Origin of the sequence: Rhizobium sp. IY2, assembly GCF_047532935.1 — a bacterium.
GTDB classification, from domain to species: Bacteria; Pseudomonadota; Alphaproteobacteria; order Rhizobiales; family Rhizobiaceae; genus Rhizobium; species Rhizobium anhuiense.
The window spans coordinates 55,563-74,887 of record NZ_JBLKNU010000001.1; the positions used below are offsets into that span (position 1 = coordinate 55,563).

A 19,325-nucleotide genomic window follows, 5' to 3' on the forward strand; every position below is an offset into this window, starting at 1 on the left:
TGTTGGGTGTTGAAACCTGAGGCGTTCGCCAGGAGAAGAATGATCTGGCGGTACCGCCGAACGGTGACCGACGGTGAACCGGACGTGGTGCAGAACGGTATCGCGCTCTCAGCTACCGTGCAGGGGCTCTTCGACAGGCATTTGATCTCGCTGAGCGACGATTACCGGATCCTCGTATCGCACAACGAGGTGCCGCTGGTGCCGCGGACACCGTTTGCGAAGCAGATGGATCGAATCCATTTGCCTGCGGATGGCAGGTTGTGGCCTCATCCGGCGTATGTTGTACGGCACCGAGAGAGGTTTAGTTCGGTGTGAGGTAACCTGCGCTCATTCCCGAAGGGGTTCTCCGTGATGCAGGCGGGTGACACAGTGCGCTGACAATTAAGCAATCTTGCAAGAAGAAGTTGAAATCCATGCCTCGATGGCTTTAGCTTTCGACCGCCTGGGGAATTCAAATGTTTGTCACTTGTCGAGTATTCGTTGCCGCGGGCCTGTCCATGGCCATCGCTTCACACTGCCTTGCTGACGAGCCCAGTTCCTCGGGAACGGGATTTGCGGTGACCACCGATGGGTGGGTCCTGACGAACGCCCATGTGGTCCAGGATTGCGGGCGGATCGAGGTGAAGGGGAAGGGCGATGCGGCCGATTCCCGCATTGATGGGATCAATGATCTGGCGGTCGTGAAGATCGCGGCCGGCGAGCCACTAAAGCCACTTGCATTCCGAAAGTCTCCAACGAGGCTCGGCGAGGACATCGTTGCAGTGGGATACCCTCTGGCCACGCTGCTCGCGGATTCCGTGAAGATCACCACAGGCAACGTGAATGCTCTCGCGGGGATCCGTAACGACACCAGATACATCCAGATCTCGACACCAATCCAGCCGGGCAACTCAGGAGGCCCTGTAGTGGACCGGAACGGATACCTTGTCGGCATTACGAGCGCGACGCTATCCAAGAAGACTGCAGATGAGATCGGTATCACTGCTCAGAACGTGAACTTCGCGATCCGCGCGTCGGTCGCCGAGTTATTTATGCAGTCTCAGAGCCTCGTTGATCAAGCCGCTGATACGACTGAGAATCCGACAGACCTATCGACAGCCGATCTTGCTGATCGCGTTACGCCGTCGGTTTTCCAGATCCTATGCTATCCAAAGCCAGACGCGCGAGTAGCCATCACCTCTGAGTCGCCGAACTCTATCCAAACCCAGCCTCCCGCAAGCTCTGTCAACCTGCCGGCGGACAATGCGGCCACCGATGACGCGTCGCTCGAAGTTCCCCGAGCCCGGAGCGGCTTCGTGCGTCATCCCAAGGGGATAGCGCCGATCAGATCTGCGGCCGACGACGATGCGAAGACGATCGGACATGCGCCAAACGGAACTCCCGTGGAGGTCACTGAACTACTAGGCGACTGGTATCGCGTCGCCGTCGGAGGATCCAGCGGCTACATGCACTATTCCTGGGTGCGGGTGAACGAATTCGAGGAACCTGCTGGTGACGGGCGCTTCGTGCAGGTCAAATCCTTCCGGACACTCGAAGACGCCCGCTCGTTCATCAAAGCCTCGTCGGTCCTGCTCGCGGCACACCTAGCTGCGAACGGCTGGATCGCCGTGACACTGCATGACGTCTATGGCGAGCAGGAAGCGAAGGACCTGTCACACGCTCTCAAGACGCACGGGCTCATCGCGAAGGATGCCATGGTGACCTTCGGAAATACTTACGTCCGCAAGGTCTGCTGCGACTGACATCATGAGAGGACTGCCATGAATTTTTCATTTCGACATCTCGCCCTTGCTTGCTCAGTCGTCGTTGGAGCTGCCGCTCTCCCAGCCCTCGCCGCCGAGGATCATTCGATCTACTATGGATCTCGGGCGGGGATGCAACTGACAACCGTCTCGAAGACGGGAATCGGCACCGCAAACGCGGTGATCGTGGTCAAGCACACGCAGAAGGATGCAAAGGCCTACTGCGTGGGGTACGAGATGGACAATTCCATGGCATGCGTGAAGCGCACGATGGCCGAGGTCAAGGTCGGCGATCGTGTCACGGGAAATTGCCGGAAGCGTACCTGGACGGACATGTATGGTCAATCATATGCGTTCGAAGGGCCGACGAAGTCTACGGACAACATGGCAGACTATGCCGTCCGCGATATGAAGTCCGGCGAAATTCTCGACGGCTCGTCCGCGTCCGGATACGGGGTCGCCCTCACCATCTTCCAGCAGCTCTGCCCGGACATTGCGAAATGAAGCTTGGGCGGCTCTCGACCTTGGGCGTACTGGGCTTGGCGTTCCTTTCAGACCCCGGAGCGTCGGCCGACTTCTCGTTCGAAGGCCTCAAGAGCGGGCCGATCGTGGAGGCTCGCTTCCGATTACAGGGTGACATCGACCAGGGTGACGTGCAGCGGCTAGATGCGGCTCTTCAGTCGTCCGGTATCACTCACGCCCAGGATCCCTGGCGAAAGATCGTCGTGTCACTCGACAGTCCGGGTGGCTCCTACCTTGAGGGGCTTGATCTCGCGCTCGCGTTCCGCCGACGAGGTTTAGCAACAGTCGTCCGTTCAGGTAACCAGTGCTTGTCCGCTTGTGCGATTGCCTTCCTCGGTGGGACGGCCCTGCCAAAGGATCCGAACCCCGTCGGCGACGACGATCCACTTCCGGACCAGCTTCCCGAAAGATCGCTCCAACCCGGAGCTGTACTCGGATTCCATGCGCCGTATCTTGCTGTTCCCAACGACGACTATGACGCCAACGTCGTCGCCGATGCATATCGATCAGCCGTGCTGGGAATATCCAGGTTGGTCGCGATCGCTGACCGACTGTACGTCGTTCCTGCAGAACTGCCGAAGCTGCTAGCGCCGACAAGGGACGAGCTATTCGTTGCCGACGATGCCGACAGCGTACGCTTCCTGGGTATCGACTACGAAGATCGTTCGTATCAGATGCGAGACAAGCCCGGCATCACACGATCAATGATCGTAAACGGATGCGTGAACCGCTTCTACCATCTGAAGCGGCGCAGCAGCGTCGAAGGATTCTTGTTAGCCAAGGCGACGATCGACGAATTCATCGAGGGGTCGCAGCTTCTCGAGAATGGGGAGGACAAGATCGCTTTCGGCACACATCCGTTCAGACAGGGCACGATCAAGACCTGGGTGGCATACTTGCCAATCGCGAAGACCGCAGACGGAAAGAATTTCGTTTGGTGCCTCTTCGGGCCGGACCCTTCCAATCTGACGACCTTCTACAAGGCTGCCGGATCGATCGAAGAGCTATTCGTCGGCTTCGAGGGAAAGGGTGATTTCATGACGCTCTCCACGGCCGCGGACATGATCTCACCAACGACGGGAGACTGGATCTACGACATGGTTCGCGACATCGATCTGGTTCCGCCGGACACCAAGCTGGACAAGGTCGCGAACGTCCTCGACCACTACTTCGCCTCCGAAGAGGTCTTGAAGTGGAGAACACGTTGAGCGTCACTTGCGGCACGCACTTGGTCTTGGGCGCCATGGTCATCTTGCTATCAATAGCGGTGACGGCACAAGCTGCAAACACTCCCTGCAGTGGCAGGAAGGGCGGCATCGCAGGTTGTCAGGGCGATACATTCATTTGCAATGACGGCTCGGTTAGTGCGAGCAAGAGATCCTGCTCGGCGTACATGGGAGGTGCCGTCGGCCTGCTGGGCGGTGCCGGATCACAGATGGCGCCCACTGTCAGCGAGGACTGCTCCTGTCGATCAGGGGCATATTGCACGGGTCCCAGAGGAGGTCGGTACTGCATGACCGATGGAGGGCAGAAGAGCTACCTGCGGAAGTGATTGTGAGTTTTGGCCGAAGTGAGGAGGGAGACGAGGTTGAGAGCGGTTCTAGGCATTGACGCCGCTTGGACGGAGCGCGAACCGAGCGGAGTCGCCTTGATCGTCGATTGCGGCTCCGGCTGGCAGCTCCTCAAAGTCGCTGCCTCCTACGCTGGGTTTGCCGCTCACAAGGATGCCGATCCTATCGTACGCCATCGGGGATCGCTTCCAGACGCGTCGGCGTTGCTCGCGGCAGCGAACGAAAAGCTCGGCGGGCGAATTGACCTGGTCGCTATCGACATGCCTCTGTCGCTGGCTCCCATCATCGGCCGTCGTGCGTCGGACAACATGATCTCCTGCGAATACGGCGCTAGGCATGCGAGCACCCACACGCCCAGCGTCGCGCGTCCGGGAAAGCTCAGCCATGAGCTAAGGATCGGGTTCGAAGCCGCCGGATATCCGCTCGCGGTTTCCAAACCGAGCGGCTGTGCACTGCTTGAGGTCTATCCGCATCCCGCGCTCATCGAACTGGCTTCGGCAGATCGGCGGCTCCCGTACAAGCACTCAAAAAGCCGCAAGTATTGGCCGAATGAAAGCCCCGCTGTCCGGCGGCAAAACCTCTTCGAAACCTGGAGGCGGATCGTCACACAACTGGATGCCCAAATCGAGGGAGTGAAGGACGCGTTGCCATTGCCGACTCGGATGTACGCGGGCACGTGCTGAAGTCATTCGAGGATGCGCTCGACGCAGTCGTTTGTGCCTGGGTTGGCTCCTGCGTCACGGACGGGCGGGCGAGGGCATATGGGGATCTGGAGTCGGCGATCTGGGTGCCCATACCTGATTGAGACTAGCGACTATCCTTCGCCTCGATGAATATTGCGCCGAGTTTCATAAAATATGAAATCCGAATTGTTGACAATTTAGTTCGTCTATTTCAGTTTTTACGCCACGTGAAAATCGTGAGAAAAATGGATAGTAAGCGCGAGAAATTCGTTAAGTTGGCGGAGGGCAGGACACAAGCTGCTCTCGATGCCATCCGCAAGATCGGCAATCTTTCAAACCGTCGGGCCTACGAGTTCGATGACGGTGATGTGAAAAAGATCGTCAAGGCACTCCGGGACGCCGCGTCTGAACTCGAACGCAAGTTCGGAACCTCCGGCGCGTCCGAGAAGGACGTTTTCAAACTGTAGGATTCAGAATGAGCTACGAGCGCCTGACGATCGAAGACGATAGGTTCCTGATCAATCGGATGATCGGGCAGGCTCCGCGTCACACGGTTGTCCGGGAATTCTTCATGAACGCCCAGGAGAGCGCTTCGCTTGCTCCGGACGGGCGGCGTATCGTCCGCATTTATCCCACGCTCATCGACGGCGTCCGAAAACTCACGTTCTGGAATACCGGACCGGGAATGAATGCGACCGAGCTGAGGACGGCGACGAATATATCGGCTTCCATCAACAAGCAGATGTCGCTGAAGGGCAATTTCGGGATCGGGGCTAAGGTGTCCGGCCTCACAGTTTCTCCTGCTGGCATACGCTACCGCTCGTGCAAGAATGGTCTCGTCCACCAAGTCATGATCGGATACGACGACGAAGCAGAGACGTTCGTCCGGTTCACCTACGACATCGAAGGAAGACAGGAAGCTGTCTTCGATGTCGGCTATACGTTGCGCCACACTATGGACCTGTCCTCCGACTGGACCGAGGTCGTCCTCATCGGTGAAGACGACGATCATGACACGGTATCAGAACCCGTCGGGAAGGGGATCAGAGTCGATCGGAGCTACGTCGCCACGCAAATCTTCCGGCGTTTCGCAGAGTTCCGCCCCGGCGTGAAGGTTGTAATCGACGTGTCGATGACGAAAGGCGGCGGCAAGGACGAGACGGGAAGGACGAGGACTCTCAAAACCTTACAGGAGGTTGTTCCAGCACTTCCGAAAGCGGAAATCGTGACGTGCCCCGAAACCGGGGTCGGGATCCAATACATTCATGATCCCAAGCACCAGAGTTACAGCCACTCAATCAGCGCCCTGAATAACCCTACGACTTCTTCGACGACGTTCTGCGCTCTCGTGCATAAGGGAGAGCGCTACGATTTCCGCACCGGCAAGAAATGGTCCGCGATAGCGCCAAACTACGGTATTCCCTTCGGCTCGACCGTCCTCACTGTCGAGATCTATCTTCCCGACGACGACGCGCTCCCCAACCAATACCGCGATGCGCTCATGACCGTCGAAGAGCGAAATCCCATTTCCACGGACGACTACGCGGGAAGGGTGCGTGAGCTCATGCCGGAATGGGTGAAGGGTGTGATCCGCGAAGCTCACCCGCCGCGTGAGGAAAACCTCGATGATCTTCAGAAGGATCTTCAGAAGCTTCTGGACGAATTCCGTCTTCCGACGACCACATATGTCAAGTCCCTGAAGGCTCCGGATCGCACGGACGATAGTGATCTCGGTCTCGATGAAGCACGGTCGGCAACCGTTGAACCCATCGATGACGAAGAGGATCGGTTCCTGCGCGGCGAAGGGAACGGCGGGCAGCGCGCGACAGAGAAGAAAGTTCGCAAGGCGCCCGAGGGAGCCAAGCTCTCGAGGGAGGCGCAGGCCCTGGAGAGAGTGCCGACCATCGAAATCCTGGATGACCCGACAGAGATCGACGAAAAGCAAATGAAGGGGCGAGCCGGACGCTACTACAAGGATGCCCAGACCTTGTTCATTAACGGCCTCTATTCCGCAGTCGAGCGCATGACGGCGGAGCTCGAAGTCTTTTTCGCTGGTCAGTTGGAAGCCGAGGAATTGAGGAGGATCATTCTAAGGGCGGCGCAGCGTTCGATGGCTTTCCGCGTAGGCAAAGCGACCTGTTTCGCGATCAGCAAACGGCTTGTCGAAGGATGGTCGCTCGAGGACCTTGATCGGGCTACCTCGCCGGAATCGCTTTCTCTCGCTGCCGACGACTATCGGCAGAGTATGATGGCAGCGCGGAAATGGATTAGTGCCGAGCTCAAGATCCAGGGTCTCACACCGGAAGAGATTGAGGCGGTCTGAATGAAATCATAAGCTCGGTTTCATGCACTTGCCTTGCTGCTCGGGCCATTGGCATCGAAATGTACGAAATCATCGGGCTTATGTCCGGCATTGGGGCACAGGCACCGATCCAATCTACGCGACCATTCGGCAGTCACTAAATAATCGCCCAAGTTGCTTTCTCGCTACTGGACCATTGACCCAACTTTATGCATCAGTTGCACCCATGGGGAATGAGGTGAATTCATGCAAGCTGGCAATACACATGCAGCGGAAAGTTCCGAGCAATCGATCTTCGACAGCAACCTCTCAGTAGAGGCAAAGATTGAACGAGCACGAACGGAGCTGCTCGACCTATCGGCAAGAAACAGACTCCTGAACGTTCCCCGATTCTCCAAAAGCGCCAAGACGATCGACATCGTGGACGAGAAATCAGCCGAGATCTTTCGGGTGCTCGTCACTGAAGGCAAGTCCATGACTTTCTTGGCTGGAGCCAAGGGAAGGGATCCGAAGGACGGCGAGGACGCCGAAGACCTGATCGAGCTTGCGCTGCCCGATGACGACGACCGCGATGAGAGCGGCCGTCTGACACGGCATTTGGATACTAAGCTTCAAACCCGAATGACCCCGAATGCTCTTCAGAAGCGCCTGTTGGATCTGTACTTTGATGCCCGCACTCTGGAAGAAGAGCAAGGCGTCAACATTCTGTTCCTCGGGCTCGGCACGCTAAAGTGGATCGACCCCCAGAACGCGGAAAACATCCGTTATGCGCCCCTCGTTCTCGTACCAGTCTCGCTTATGCGCGGCAGCGCGGCTGAACGCTTTAAACTGAAGGCGCGTCCTGAGGACTTTGCGTCCAACCTGTCGTTGGAGGCGTTTCTCGACCGGGTTCACAAGATTCGGATGCCTGACTTCGAGGCAACCGACGAATTCTCCTTCGAGTCCTACGCGAGTCAGGTGGCAGCGGCAGTGTCCGTGAAGCCGGACTGGTCCGTCCAGCCGGATGACATCGTTCTCGGATTCTTCAGCTTCGCGAAATTCCTTATGTACCGCGATCTTGACCCGACACTTTGGCCGGCGGACGGGAAGTTCACCGAGCGTCCTCTGATCACCGGGCTTGTGTCCAATGGTTTCGAACGCGGCGACGCTCTTCTCAACGATGATACGAAGATCGATGCACATATCTCCCCGCAGGCGATGACTCACATTGTCGATGCGGACAGTTCGCAAGCGGTGGCTATCCACGAGGTCCGCCGCGGGCGCGACCTTGTCATCCAAGGACCACCCGGCACCGGAAAGTCGCAGACGATCGCGAACATCATTGCCGCCGCGGTTGCGGACGGGAAAACAGTCCTGTTCATGGCCGAGAAGATGGCCGCTCTCGAGGTCGTAAAGCGACGTCTCGATCAGGCAAACGTTGGCGACGCCTGTCTCGAACTTCACTCCAGCAAAGCGAACAAACGTGCGCTTCTCTCCGAACTGCAGCACGTATGGGAGCTGGGTGCCCCCAAAGGCGAGGCCGCCGAGGCCCACGACCGCCGTCTGCTGGAAACAAGAGATAGCCTGAATGCGCATCCGGACCGGATGCACCAGATTTACCGTCCCTACAACCTCACGCCCTACCAGGTGATCGGTCACCTGACGCGCCTGCGTAGGATGGGCCTGCAGCCATCGGATATCGAACTTCCAGCGGCTGTCGGTTGGAGCCCGGACGCAAAGGATCAAATAGTCACCATCCTTTCTGAACTGGCGCAGCGAATTGACGATATCGGCCTGCCATCGAAACATGCCTGGCATGGTGTCGGCCTTACAGGCATTACCCCCCTCGATCTCGAGAGACTGACGACACGCCTGACCAATGCTTCCGGAGATCTCGCCAGTCTTTTGAACTCTACGAGGGAGGTGACAGACGCCCTCCACCGGGAGCCTGCCGATTCGGTCGCGTCATTCGACGAAGCTCGGATCCTTGCAGAGCATCTCGCGACATGCCCGCCCGAGATATCGTCTGAAGCCTTGGCCAATCCAGCATGGGAAGTTTCTCCACAGCAGATTGCCAGCGTCATCCGTGACGGAGCGGAGTTCCTTCGCCTGTCCGAGCAAGTGCGAACTCAGTTTAATGACGCTGCTTGGGAAGCAGAGACTTCGCCGCTCGTGACCACGCTACGGCGCCTGCCTGCCTCGTTTTCTCAATCAGGCCATCAAACCGTTGAGCAGCTTGATGCCTTGTTGCCGAGGTTCCTGAACGCCGCCGGATCACTCAAGCAGATGCTCGGCGTGAACGCGTCCGCGACCCTTGGATCCATCGGCAGGCTGGTGACCATCGGCGAGAGAGTCGCCGACGCGCCCGACGCTAGCCCGGACGCATTCGTCGCAGCAATCTGGGAGCGTGGTCTGGATCAAGCCAGTGATCTCGCTGAGGCCGTGTCGACGTATCGCCAGATTAAGGCGGAGCTGACTGGCAAGGTCAGCGACCAAGCCTGGGACATGGATCTGACGGCCGCGCGAACGGCTGTGGCCATCCATGGCCAGCGTACCCTCAAGTTCCTGAGTGGGGATTGGCGAAGGTCCAAGGCTCTTCTCCGCACCGTAATGTCGGAAACGAATCCCAGCGAAATGGTCCGGCTGCTCGATCTCTTGCAAAAGGGGAAAGCGGCGCGCGCGGCGATCAAGGACGGCGATAGTCTGGGCCGCGGTGCGTTCGGCGCCGACTGGCGGGGAGAAAAGTCGGATCCCCAGCCGCTCGAGAACCTCGTCCTGTGGATGCGCAGTCTTCGCGGGGTAGGGGCCGAAGCACGGCAGATCGCGAGCAGGTTGACAGACAAGGGATCGGTGGCGACCCGGTGCGAGCAAGTGAGAGCGCTGCTCGAGGACATGCGTAAACTGATGATTTCTCTTTGGACCGACCTTGGTGACGGTACTGCTCAGCTCTTTCAAGCTGCCGCCGGACCGGATGAAGCGGTGTTGACGCAGGCTTCAACAGTCCTGAAGGAAGTCGCGACCGCCGACCGGGCAATTGCGGCATTGATGAAGGGTGTTCCGGAGAACAACTCCGCTAGGATAGCCGCCTTGGAGTTGCTCGCAGCCGCGCGGACACGCAAGCGGGCAGTCGAGAACTCCGGTGAACTCGGGCGCGCCGCGTTCGGCGGCCTTTGGAATGGCGCAGACTCCGATTGGATGAAGCTTGCGGCCGTGTTCGACTGGTTGTCGCGGAATGGCGATATCCGAATGCTTGCTTCCCGGGTAACCGACAGGTCTAATATTGCGGCCAAAGCACAGGCCGCCGCATCGCACGGCCAGCGGTTCGCCGCCGAGTTCCAAGACATCTTGAAATTCCTGCAGGCGAATATTGGTGTGCTCTTCGGCGAGAGCGCCGTCGCCCTGGCCTCGCTCACGTCAATCAGAGAAAAGCTCGCCCGTTGGATCGAGAGCGACGAGCAGCTCTCGAAGTACGCTGCCTACAACGGACGCGCTAACGACGCGGGAAATCTCGGCGTCGGTCTGGTCGTCGAACGCCTTCAGGACGGCCGGGTCGCAACAGCCGATGTCATCCCGTACTTTGCGATGGCTTTCTACGAGGCGATATTGCGCCATCAGCATTCGCAGGATCCGGTTCTCGCGAGATTCGACGGCGAAGTCCACAGCAGGCTGGTTGGCGAATTCGCATCGCTCGACCGGAACCGCATGCGAATTTCTCGACTTGAAGTCGTGAAGGCACATCACAGGAACATCCCGGCGGTCAGCGGCCTCGGTCCTGTCGGGATCCTTCGAGGAGAAATGGCCCGGCGCCGTAACCACATGCCAATCCGGCAACTCATGCAGAAGGCTTCGCTCGCCATTCAGGCATTGAAGCCAGTCTTCATGATGAGCCCGCTGTCGATCGCCCAGTTCCTGCCGCCTGGTGTCTTGGAATTCGACTTGCTCGTGATGGACGAAGCCAGTCAGATCCAGCCCGTGGATGCGCTGGGTGCGGTCGCTCGCGCAAAGCAGGTCGTGGTCGTCGGCGACGAGAGACAGCTACCACCGACCAAATTTTTTTCCAAGATGACGTCCGGAACGTCGGATGACGATGACGACGGCGGCGCGCAGGTCTCCGATATCGAGAGCATTCTTGGTCTCTTCTGTGCCCGCGGTCTACCCGAGAAGATGCTTCGCTGGCATTACCGCAGCCGCCACCAGTCACTCATTGCAGTCTCCAATACCCAGTTCTACGACAGCAAGTTGTTCATCGTTCCCAGTCCTTACACCAAGGAAGCCGGGATGGGACTGCGGTTCAACCACATTCCAGGCGGGACGTTCGAAGACGGAGTGAACAAGGTGGAGGCGAAGGCGGTTGCCGAAGCCATCATCCGGCATGCGCTTAACTCACCCGGCCTTTCCCTGGGCGTTGCGGCTTTCTCGATCAAGCAACGGCGGGAGATCCAGGACCAGCTCGAACTTCTACGGCGGTTGAACCCGCAGACGGAAGAGTTCTTCCATTCGCATCCTCACGAACCGTTCTTCATCAAGAACCTGGAAAACGTGCAGGGCGATGAACGCGATGTCATTCTGATCTCGGTAGCATACGCCAAGGGGCCAGGTGGCGCGCCAATGAGCATGCGCTTCGGACCGCTGGGCGCCGAAGGCGGGGAACGCCGCCTGAACGTCCTCATCAGCCGCGCAAAACGCCGCTGCGAAGTCTACGCCTCAATCACAGACGATGACATCGATCTTGAGCGCGGCAAGGGGAAGGGCGTCTTCGCTTTCAAGCTGTTCCTGCACTACGCGCGAACCGGGCGTCTGTCGATGAGCCAGCGCACTGATCGCCAGATGGACAGCGTCTTCGAAGAGCAGATCATGGCAGCTCTTCAGGAGAGGGGATATCAGGTTCATCCGCAGGTCGGGATCGCAGGGTTCTTCATCGATCTCGCCGTTGCCGACGAAGCGGTCCCCGGCCGTTATCTGCTTGGTATCGAGTGCGATGGTGCCGAATACCATTCGTCCCGCTCCGCGCGCGACCGGGATCGGCTGCGCCAGTCAGTGCTCGAAGATCACGGGTGGACGATCCACCGGATCTGGAGCACTGACTGGTTTCAGCGCCCTAAGGCTGAACTCGACCGCCTCGTGGCAGCAATTGAACAGGCGAAAGCGAACGCGCTCTCCGGCGATCATGTCGCTCATGCAGCAACGAGGGCGGTGCCTGTCGAAGTCGTCACGATCGAGCGTGCGGACGTCACAGAGATCGGCCTTCAACCAGTCGCCTTTGAGAGCACGACGCCTCTCTATGAGGAAGTTTCGCTCACACCTAACACCACAACCGAGCTCCACGAAGCGCCGCTTGGAGCACTCGTTGGTCTGATCAAGCAGACGGTGGAGGCAGAGGGACCGATCCACAGGGACGAGGTGATCACGCGAATCCGCACGGCGTGGGGTCTGCAGCGCGCTGGCAACCGGATCGATTCCCATGTCGGCAACGCCATCAATACGGCGGTCAACGCGGCGCACGTCTATAGATCCGGTGACTTCCTGCTGTGGCCCGGCGCCGAAATCCGCGTTCGGGACCGAACCGCTGTCGCGTCGCCGACCCTGCGCCGGATAGAAATGATCCCGCCGATGGAAATCGATCAGGGACTAACCTCTCTCATTTCCACCAGCCTGGGTGCTACGGAGAACGAGGCCGTGAACGCTGTCGCGCGCGGCTTGGGCTTCAAGGCAACCAGCAGCCAGTTGCGAGACGTGATCCTTGCTCGCATCGAAGCGCTTAAGTCCGATGGCGAGTTGTTGGTTCGAGATGGCATGCTCGTCTCGGGGAATGCGATGGCGTCTGCTCAGTGAGGAAGCCTTTCAATGTGACATGCCGAGGATTCCGTCGAGTTCTCGCTGCCCGCGCTTGCCCACCATGGTAAGATCGAACTTGGGCCGGCACCTGGGGTGGCCCCATCGGAGGTGAAGTTCAAGACGCCAAGCTCACGATCGGCGAGGACGTCGCGTTCTGGAACGGCCTCGTATATATGGAATCAAGACTGACGCGTCCGCACAGGGAGATTGCCGCGCATTCGCGGCGATCGGCTTTGAGGACCGGGGTGCGTAGGCGGTCACCGATCAGAAATCGATGCCGTCGAACGATGAAGCCTCGAGCTTCGGCTTCCGCCGGTCTTCCTCTTCTTCGCGATTTCTGATCCCTCTTTCCAGCATGCGTGCAAGCGCCCATGGACTGTCCTCGGCGAAGAGTCCTCCGGACTCAAGAAGGTCACCAAAAAGCTGCAGAGGAACCCAGTCATGAGTTTCGTAGAAACCACTGACGAGGTCTTGGTCAGGGCGGATCTTGGCGATCTCCGTGTCACCCATCTTGAATTGCAACGTTTCGCCCCTTCGGACCCGTATGCCTGCGTTAAGAATCGAGGGCGATTTCCAGAGTTCGCGCTGGATCTTGGTCGCATGGCAGATACTGGTTACCACCCCCTCTATATTGAGTGTGTTTCTTATCCCCTGAAAGACGAAGGCTTCGCCATTCCTGAAGAATCCCACTCCGTCTTCGAGACCTCTGACCATAGCTGAGCTCCTGGGACTATTCCTTGCGATTAGAGTGTAGTCTCCGATTCCCCTCACGGGCCAAGCCTCGTGACCTGAGGGCGGAGCTTCGTAATACGCGCCGCCGATGTGGTTCGAGATTGCCGTAGGGCCAATGGATTTCGTAGGCGCTACCGGGAAAAGGTGTGCGTAGAAAAACGCATGTTGATCAAAAACGACTGGAATGGATTCCGGCTTGCCGCTTAGGCCAATAGGCACGAGAGAGGAGAACAACGTATCGTTCGGCTCAAACGGTACAGGTTTATCGTGTGAGAGATGTCGGCCCAAGCGAGCCTCGATACGATCTAGGCGCGTCAAGATGCCTTCCTTGAGCTCAGCGAGGAATGGCGAGAAAAGAGGATCAAACCAATCGAGACAGGTTGGATTGGCGACGATCAGAAGCTGCATCTCGCGCCAGTCGTGTATGATGACTTCAATCCGACGTCTCGGATCCGGACTCGACTCCTCAGTCAATGCACGTGCAAGGCTCTGAAGGGCGCTTCTACTGTCCGAGGTCGTGGCGACGACCCATTGAGTGAGGCGAGTATCGAATTGGAGAACCTTTCTGAATTCGTCGCGAATTTCTCGCTCCGTCAGATTGGCTGTGGCCTTGCACTGGATGCCAATGGGCCTGTCCAAATCCCCATCCCGATAGCCGAAGATATCGACGCCGAACTGCTTGCTCGGAGGACTGATTTTCATTTCTGGGTGCTTGTAGTGCAGAGCGAAGAGCTCGCGACATTGAATTTCGAATCGATCGCCGTTAGTCGGCTTTCTGATTTCTGCGGTAGGACGGATGGACATGGCAACCAGCGGCAAAGTTTCTAGCGGATGCGCGGATTAGTAGTCGGTTCTGCTTTCGGAATAGCTAACTCTGCAGGCCCCACTACCATCGAAACCAGTGGAGAACGCTTCTATTTGGCTACCCGCGGAAAATGAACGCGTTAACGTAGAGCATGAAGCACCACACAGAGAAGAGTCGTGACCTCGTTCAGATTCATTCATGCCGCTGACCTTCATCTAGGGAGCCCTTTCCGAGGCCTCTCGGTAAAGGATGAACAGCTCGCTGCGCTTTTCTCGAGGGCGACCAGGCAGGCTTTAACGCTGCTGGTCAGCCGTGCGGTCGAACTCGCCGTCGACTTCGTGGTTATTGCAGGAGACGTCTATGACGGGGACTGGAAGGACAACAAGGTTGGTCTGTTCTTCAACCGCGAAATGGGGCGGCTGCAGCGGGCGGGAATTCCAGTCTACCTGCTACGTGGAAACCACGATGCTGCCAGCGTGATTACCAAGACGATCGCGCTGCCCGACAACGTGCACGAATTTACAACGAGCAAGCCCGCTACCTTCCTCATCGAGGAAAAGAAGATTGCTCTCCATGGACAGGGTTTTTCAGACCGGGCGGCATACGAAAATCTAGCCATCGGCTATCCTTCGGCAATCGCAGGCTGGTTTAACATAGGGGTTCTGCATACCTCGATGACGGGACGCGAAGGCCATGAGGCCTATGCGCCGTGCTCGATCGACGATATGCGCTCGCGCGCTTACGATTATTGGGCGCTGGGTCATGTCCATGAATTTGAGATAGTTGCTTCCGATCCTATGGCTGTCTTCCCGGGTAATCTCCAAGGTCGAAGCATCCGGGAGCAAGGCGCAAAGGGTGCAGTGCTTGTCACGGTTGATGATGGCATTGCGACCGTTGATCGCCTTATCGTGGACAGTGCCCGATTCATCTCAATCGGCATCGAAGTCAGCGAGGGAGACCTCGATGTGGATGTATTGAAGCGGATCGAGGAAGAAGCGACCCGGATGTTAGCGGAGTTCGACGGCAAGCCAGTTGCCGCACGCATTCGGATTTCTGGGACCTGTGCGTTCTATGACGACCTGGCGCGTGATCGAGCGCAATGGCATGACGAGGTGCTGGCAGCCTGTCAGCGGGCCTATAGTGATATCTGGATCGAAAAACTAGAGTTGCGGCTCTCCCCAACGCTGGCCGCCGCTGAGAACTCCTTTGCGGGAGTTGAACTTCTCAAAGCGCTAGAGGCTCATGGGGATGACGCCATCCATGTCGATGAGATATTGATGGAAATCTTGCCGAAAATGCCAGGGGGACTCGCCGCCAACGACAGTCCGCTTGGGGCTACCAATCTGGAACTGCTGAAAGAGGCGCGGGAACTGCTTCTGGCACGCATGGCGGTCGCGGGCTGAACCATGCGCTTCGATAGGCTTGATCTTCTCCGCTACGGATCACTTTCTGACCGATCCATCCCATTTCGGCCGGATGCCAAGTTGCACATCGTTTACGGGCCGAACGAGGCGGGCAAGTCCACCATGCTGCGTGCCCTATCCGACCTCTTATTCGGCTTTCAGAACGAGGTCGCCGGACTGCACAAGTTCGAGCCCTCTATTCTCAGAGTTGGCGCGAGCCTGACCCGACGCGACGGAGAATCGATAGATTTCCGGCGCAGGAAAGGCCGCAAAGCGACACTGGTCTCCAACTCGGAACAAGAGACAGCTCTCGCGGATGATATCCTTTCTCCCTTTATCGGCGGGGTGAACCGGTCAGTCTTTGAAAAGGCGTTCGGAATGGATTCCACCAGACTCCGTCAAGGGGGCGAGGAGATGGCGACAGGCGATGGCGAGATCGGCCGCCTCCTGTTCTCGGCCGCGTCCGGACTAACGGGGCTCACTCAGTTGCGTAAGAGCTTGGACGGTGAGGCTGACGCGATCTTCTCTCAGCGAAAGTCGAAGGACCGGGCCTTCTACCAGGCCCTCGATCGTCACGAGGCTGCGCGGCAGTCCGAGAAGGTTCATGAACTCCGTTCGCCCGACTGGAAGCGCCTTTCTGATGAAATCCGTGAGGTCGAGCGCCAGTTGGAAGAGCTGGCGCATGCCCGTCTACGAACGAAAACGCGTCTTGATCTTCTACAGAACCTACGGACGCTCGAACCGCTTCTGACCGATGTCGATGTCGAGTTGGCCGGACTGGCGGAATTTGACGAGATCGCCGCAGTTCCCAAGGAAATCGAGCAACAGCTTGAAAAACAACTGGAGCGGCTCCAGCAACTTGCCACACGAGAGGCTGCCTCCCTCGAGACGAGCGAGCGCATTCGGGGCGAGTTTGAGGCACTGCAGCTCGATCCTGCCGTTTTGAAGCAGCGCGACTTAATCCACGAACTCCTCACGGAAAAAGTGGCGTATTCTCAAGCGAAGGCCGATTTCGCGAGAGTCCGCGCAGAGGTGGCGGATTTCGATCTTGAGCTTGCTGGTCTCGGTCGAAGAGCGGGTCACAGGGGTTCGGTCGAAACACTCATTCAGTCGCAGCCAACCGATGCTCAAATCAATCGTCTCAACAGTCTTATCCGCGATGGCAACGAGATGAAACGCGTCGAGACGAGCCTGCGGCAGCACCTGGAAGACCAGAGGTCGGAGTTCACCCGCATGCAGCGAACCGAAAACGTCGGTACGCTTCTGGATGTCAGGGCTCTGCAGGAACGCCTTGATGCCCTCCAGCCAGATATCCGATCGATGGAACGGATTGACGAGATCGATACCGCGCTAGCAAGGGCATACCAGGATATTGGCGAGGCGAAGGCTCGCCTGGCTCCTCCGGTCGAGGATATCGAAAGCATTCTCAAGCTTCCTCTTCCGGACGAAGTTGAGTTGGAGAAACATCGCCCGAATCTTGTTGCAGCTTTCGACCGTCTGAAACGTGCCCGGGAAAAGCAGGCAGAGCGGCGCTTGGAGCGTGAGGACGTAACACAGCTCATCTCGGACCTCGAAGATGATAGGCACCTCATTACGCGCTCGATGATCGAAGAGGCGCGGGCTGTTCGCGATGAGGCCATTGTGGGACTTCAAACCGGCAAGCTCTGGGACGATGCGTTGCCCAGGCTCGTTCGCGAGGCGGACAAGCTGTCGGACGGTGCACTTTCGCAAGCTGAGCGAACCGCCCACCACTCGGAGCTAACGCTCAGGTTGGCTCGAATCGATAGTGACATCGGTGCCGGAGATCTCGAACTTGAGGCCGCGCGCAATCAGCAGGATGGTATACTGGCCGCGTTTTCGCGACTTTTCGACCATGCAGGAATTCCTGTTCTCGACATTGATCAGATGGGCAAATGGCTCCGCAGCATCAATGCCATCGCCAATAGGCGAGAGAGCGCCCGGGACCTTGAAGATCAGCTTTGCATTCTTCAAAGCCGGAATGTCCAAGTCACATCTGAACTCGCGAGCATCGCAACCGCCCTTGGGATTGATGCCACGCTTGGCGGTCCGCTTTCGTCGAATGTCAGGCTAGTGGAGGCAAAACTGAGCGAATTGGCGAAGGCGTGGGATGAGCGGCGCATGGTGCGCGCGCGGCAGGAGGCGCTCGAGAGGGATATTACTGACGGCGAGCGCAAGATTGCTGCCTTGGCTAAGAAAGTTGATGAGTGGCAATGCCAATTCTTTGAAACATGCGTAGCTTTCGGCCTCGATAATGCTCCAACCCTGGAGATGGCGGAGGCTGCAATCCAGGTCTGGAAAGAAATCCCACGCTGCTACGCCGAAAGACAGAACAGGCAGCGTCGCGTGGACGGCATGACACGCAACATCGACCAGTTCGAGGAGAAGCTGTCTACAGTATGCAAATCGATCGGCGACGATCTTTCCAGACTTGCTCCGCTGCTTGCTGTCGATTTCCTCCACAAACGAATGAGCGAGGCACAATCCGCCGAGGATCGTGACCGACATCTTGCTACAAGCCGGGAGCGAGTATCCGCTGAACTTCAGCAGATAGCAGAAGAACGCCAGTCGATCAGTCAGGATGTAACTGCTCAGTTGGCTCGCGTGAATGTGGAGATGGACGGCAAGCCACTTCTCGAGCGTCTCGGAAGGCGTCGTGTCGTGGTCGAGAAGCTCGACGACAGTCGGCGGAGGCTGTCGCTGCATTCAAGAGGCGTCAGCGAACAAGACATCCGGGTGAAACTGAACGACTTCGATCGCGTCGCCGCAGATTTGGAGATCGAGGCGCTGGCGGCCGAAGATACTCAACAGTTCGACATGTTCGGCAAGCTCAAGGGAAGACTCGCTGAACTGGCATCGACAAAAGAGTCGTTCGAAACAGGAATGAGCGCGGAGCAGGCTGCTTTCGACAAGGCATCTGCGGAACAAGAGACACAGGATCTGGCCCGTCAGTGGGCTATTCTGCGGCTCGCCTCAAAACTGCTATCGACGTCTTTGGAACGCTACAGAGAGTCACAGGCAGATCCGCTGCTCGCGCGGGCAAGCGAGTACTTCTCCACTTTGACGAACGGCTCCTTTGTTCGCTTGGTGCAGGAATTCGACGATCAGGATGCGATAAGGCTCAAGGCAGAACGAGCCGACGGTGAGAGGCTCCCGACGAGAGCACTTAGCGAAGGTTCCGCAGATCAGCTTTACCTAGCCTTCCGTCTGGCATTCATCGACGACTTCAGCAGCCGCAACGAGCCACTGCCTTTCATAACGGACGACGTATTTCAGTCGTTCGATGACGAGCGCAAGGCTTCCGGGTTGAGAACTCTGGCATCGGGAGGGCAGGCGTTCCAGCCAATTTTGTTCACACACGAAGGTAAGATTGTCGAGATCGCGAATGAGTTGCTGCGAGGTGATGTTGATATCATCAGCTTTGAACGTGTCGCGTCAACCTAACCAGATGCGTCGAGATTGACCGCTGCAATCAACTATGCAGGGCCTTGTTAAAGACATTTCCGCGGCGAGAAGGCGACGGACTGGGAGGGTGGATATCGCGTGCCGATGTTGCATCCAATGGCCGGGCGTCATCAGAGTCATGGGGCCTTCTGGGCGTGTCGAACTTCATTGGGCACTGCGATCACGCAGCGCGGCTACTATCGTCATCGCCGGCGGCGAACAAGTCACTTTCGAAGACGATAAATGCGTTCGTGTTAACGTCAGGTTTGCCGGGGGTCGCCAACGCGTC

At 57.9% G+C, this 19,325-nt stretch carries 12 protein-coding genes; 11 read left to right on the forward strand and 1 reads right to left on the reverse strand.

Translation table 11 applies throughout. The annotated features are described in order from the left end of the window. Positions 1–39 precede the first annotated feature (39 nt). From ACMUVN_RS00285 to ACMUVN_RS00325, 9 genes are all read left to right on the forward strand, one after another. Positions 40–315 (forward strand): HNH endonuclease, encoded by a 276-nt coding sequence (locus tag ACMUVN_RS00285; RefSeq protein WP_414814759.1) that lies wholly within the window; start codon positions 40–42, stop codon positions 313–315. A 182-nt stretch (positions 316–497) separates the two neighbouring features. Further along, the gene (locus tag ACMUVN_RS00290) at positions 498–1,742 is read left to right on the forward strand and encodes a trypsin-like peptidase domain-containing protein (protein WP_414814760.1); all 1,245 of its coding nucleotides are present in this window, start codon (positions 498–500) and stop codon (positions 1,740–1,742) included. Positions 1,743–1,760: 18 nt separating this feature from the next. Next, complete coding sequence (locus ACMUVN_RS00295) at positions 1,761–2,246, forward strand: hypothetical protein (RefSeq protein WP_414814761.1); 486 nt, start codon at positions 1,761–1,763, stop codon at positions 2,244–2,246. After that, a complete protein-coding gene (locus ACMUVN_RS00300; RefSeq protein ID WP_414814762.1) occupies positions 2,243–3,472 on the forward strand; it encodes a hypothetical protein in 1,230 nt (409 codons plus the stop codon). The genes ACMUVN_RS00295 and ACMUVN_RS00300 overlap by 4 nt, the downstream gene beginning before the upstream one ends. 35 nt (positions 3,473–3,507) lie before the next feature. Continuing rightward, positions 3,508–3,816, forward strand: coding sequence for a hypothetical protein (locus ACMUVN_RS00305; protein WP_414815008.1), 309 nt, complete (start codon positions 3,508–3,510; stop codon positions 3,814–3,816). Positions 3,817–3,912: 96 nt separating this feature from the next. Further along, positions 3,913–4,518 carry a DUF429 domain-containing protein gene (locus ACMUVN_RS00310; protein WP_414814763.1) on the forward strand — a complete coding sequence of 202 codons (606 nt, stop codon included), beginning with the start codon at positions 3,913–3,915 and terminating at the stop codon, positions 4,516–4,518. Positions 4,519–4,763: 245 nt separating this feature from the next. Beyond that, positions 4,764–4,985, forward strand: coding sequence for a hypothetical protein (locus tag ACMUVN_RS00315; protein WP_130805071.1), 222 nt, complete (start codon positions 4,764–4,766; stop codon positions 4,983–4,985). A gap of 8 nt (positions 4,986–4,993) precedes the next feature. Next, positions 4,994–6,841 (forward strand): hypothetical protein, encoded by a 1,848-nt coding sequence (locus ACMUVN_RS00320; RefSeq protein WP_273881904.1) that lies wholly within the window; start codon positions 4,994–4,996, stop codon positions 6,839–6,841. Positions 6,842–7,066: 225 nt separating this feature from the next. Next, complete coding sequence (locus ACMUVN_RS00325) at positions 7,067–12,631, forward strand: DUF3320 domain-containing protein (protein WP_414814764.1); 5,565 nt, start codon at positions 7,067–7,069, stop codon at positions 12,629–12,631. Between the two features lie 267 nt (positions 12,632–12,898). Here the strand turns inward: ACMUVN_RS00325 and ACMUVN_RS00330 are convergent, their stop codons facing one another. Beyond that, positions 12,899–14,170, reverse strand: a complete 1,272-nt coding sequence (locus ACMUVN_RS00330; RefSeq protein ID WP_273881902.1) for a restriction endonuclease — start codon at positions 14,168–14,170, stop codon at positions 12,899–12,901. A gap of 177 nt (positions 14,171–14,347) precedes the next feature. Between ACMUVN_RS00330 and ACMUVN_RS00335 the strand changes: the two genes are divergently transcribed. Together ACMUVN_RS00335 and ACMUVN_RS00340 are read left to right on the forward strand one after the other, a co-directional pair. Beyond that, complete coding sequence (locus ACMUVN_RS00335) at positions 14,348–15,574, forward strand: metallophosphoesterase family protein (protein ID WP_414814765.1); 1,227 nt, start codon at positions 14,348–14,350, stop codon at positions 15,572–15,574. Between the two features lie 3 nt (positions 15,575–15,577). Then, positions 15,578–19,036, forward strand: a complete 3,459-nt coding sequence (locus tag ACMUVN_RS00340; RefSeq protein ID WP_414814766.1) for an AAA family ATPase — start codon at positions 15,578–15,580, stop codon at positions 19,034–19,036. Positions 19,037–19,325 lie beyond the last annotated feature (289 nt).

Coding starts and splice junctions, on each gene's coding strand:
- ACMUVN_RS00285 (WP_414814759.1), top strand. CDS start 40: ATGATCTGGCGGTACCGCCGAACGGTGACCGACGGTGAACCGGACGTG.
- ACMUVN_RS00290 (WP_414814760.1), top strand. CDS start 498: ATGGCCATCGCTTCACACTGCCTTGCTGACGAGCCCAGTTCCTCGGGA.
- ACMUVN_RS00295 (WP_414814761.1), top strand. CDS start 1,761: ATGAATTTTTCATTTCGACATCTCGCCCTTGCTTGCTCAGTCGTCGTT.
- ACMUVN_RS00300 (WP_414814762.1), top strand. CDS start 2,243: ATGAAGCTTGGGCGGCTCTCGACCTTGGGCGTACTGGGCTTGGCGTTC.
- ACMUVN_RS00305 (WP_414815008.1), top strand. CDS start 3,508: ATGGTCATCTTGCTATCAATAGCGGTGACGGCACAAGCTGCAAACACT.
- ACMUVN_RS00315 (WP_130805071.1), top strand. CDS start 4,764: ATGGATAGTAAGCGCGAGAAATTCGTTAAGTTGGCGGAGGGCAGGACA.
- ACMUVN_RS00320 (WP_273881904.1), top strand. CDS start 4,994: ATGAGCTACGAGCGCCTGACGATCGAAGACGATAGGTTCCTGATCAAT.
- ACMUVN_RS00325 (WP_414814764.1), top strand. CDS start 7,067: ATGCAAGCTGGCAATACACATGCAGCGGAAAGTTCCGAGCAATCGATC.
- ACMUVN_RS00330 (WP_273881902.1), bottom strand. CDS start 14,170: ATGTCCATCCGTCCTACCGCAGAAATCAGAAAGCCGACTAACGGCGAT.
- ACMUVN_RS00340 (WP_414814766.1), top strand. CDS start 15,578: ATGCGCTTCGATAGGCTTGATCTTCTCCGCTACGGATCACTTTCTGAC.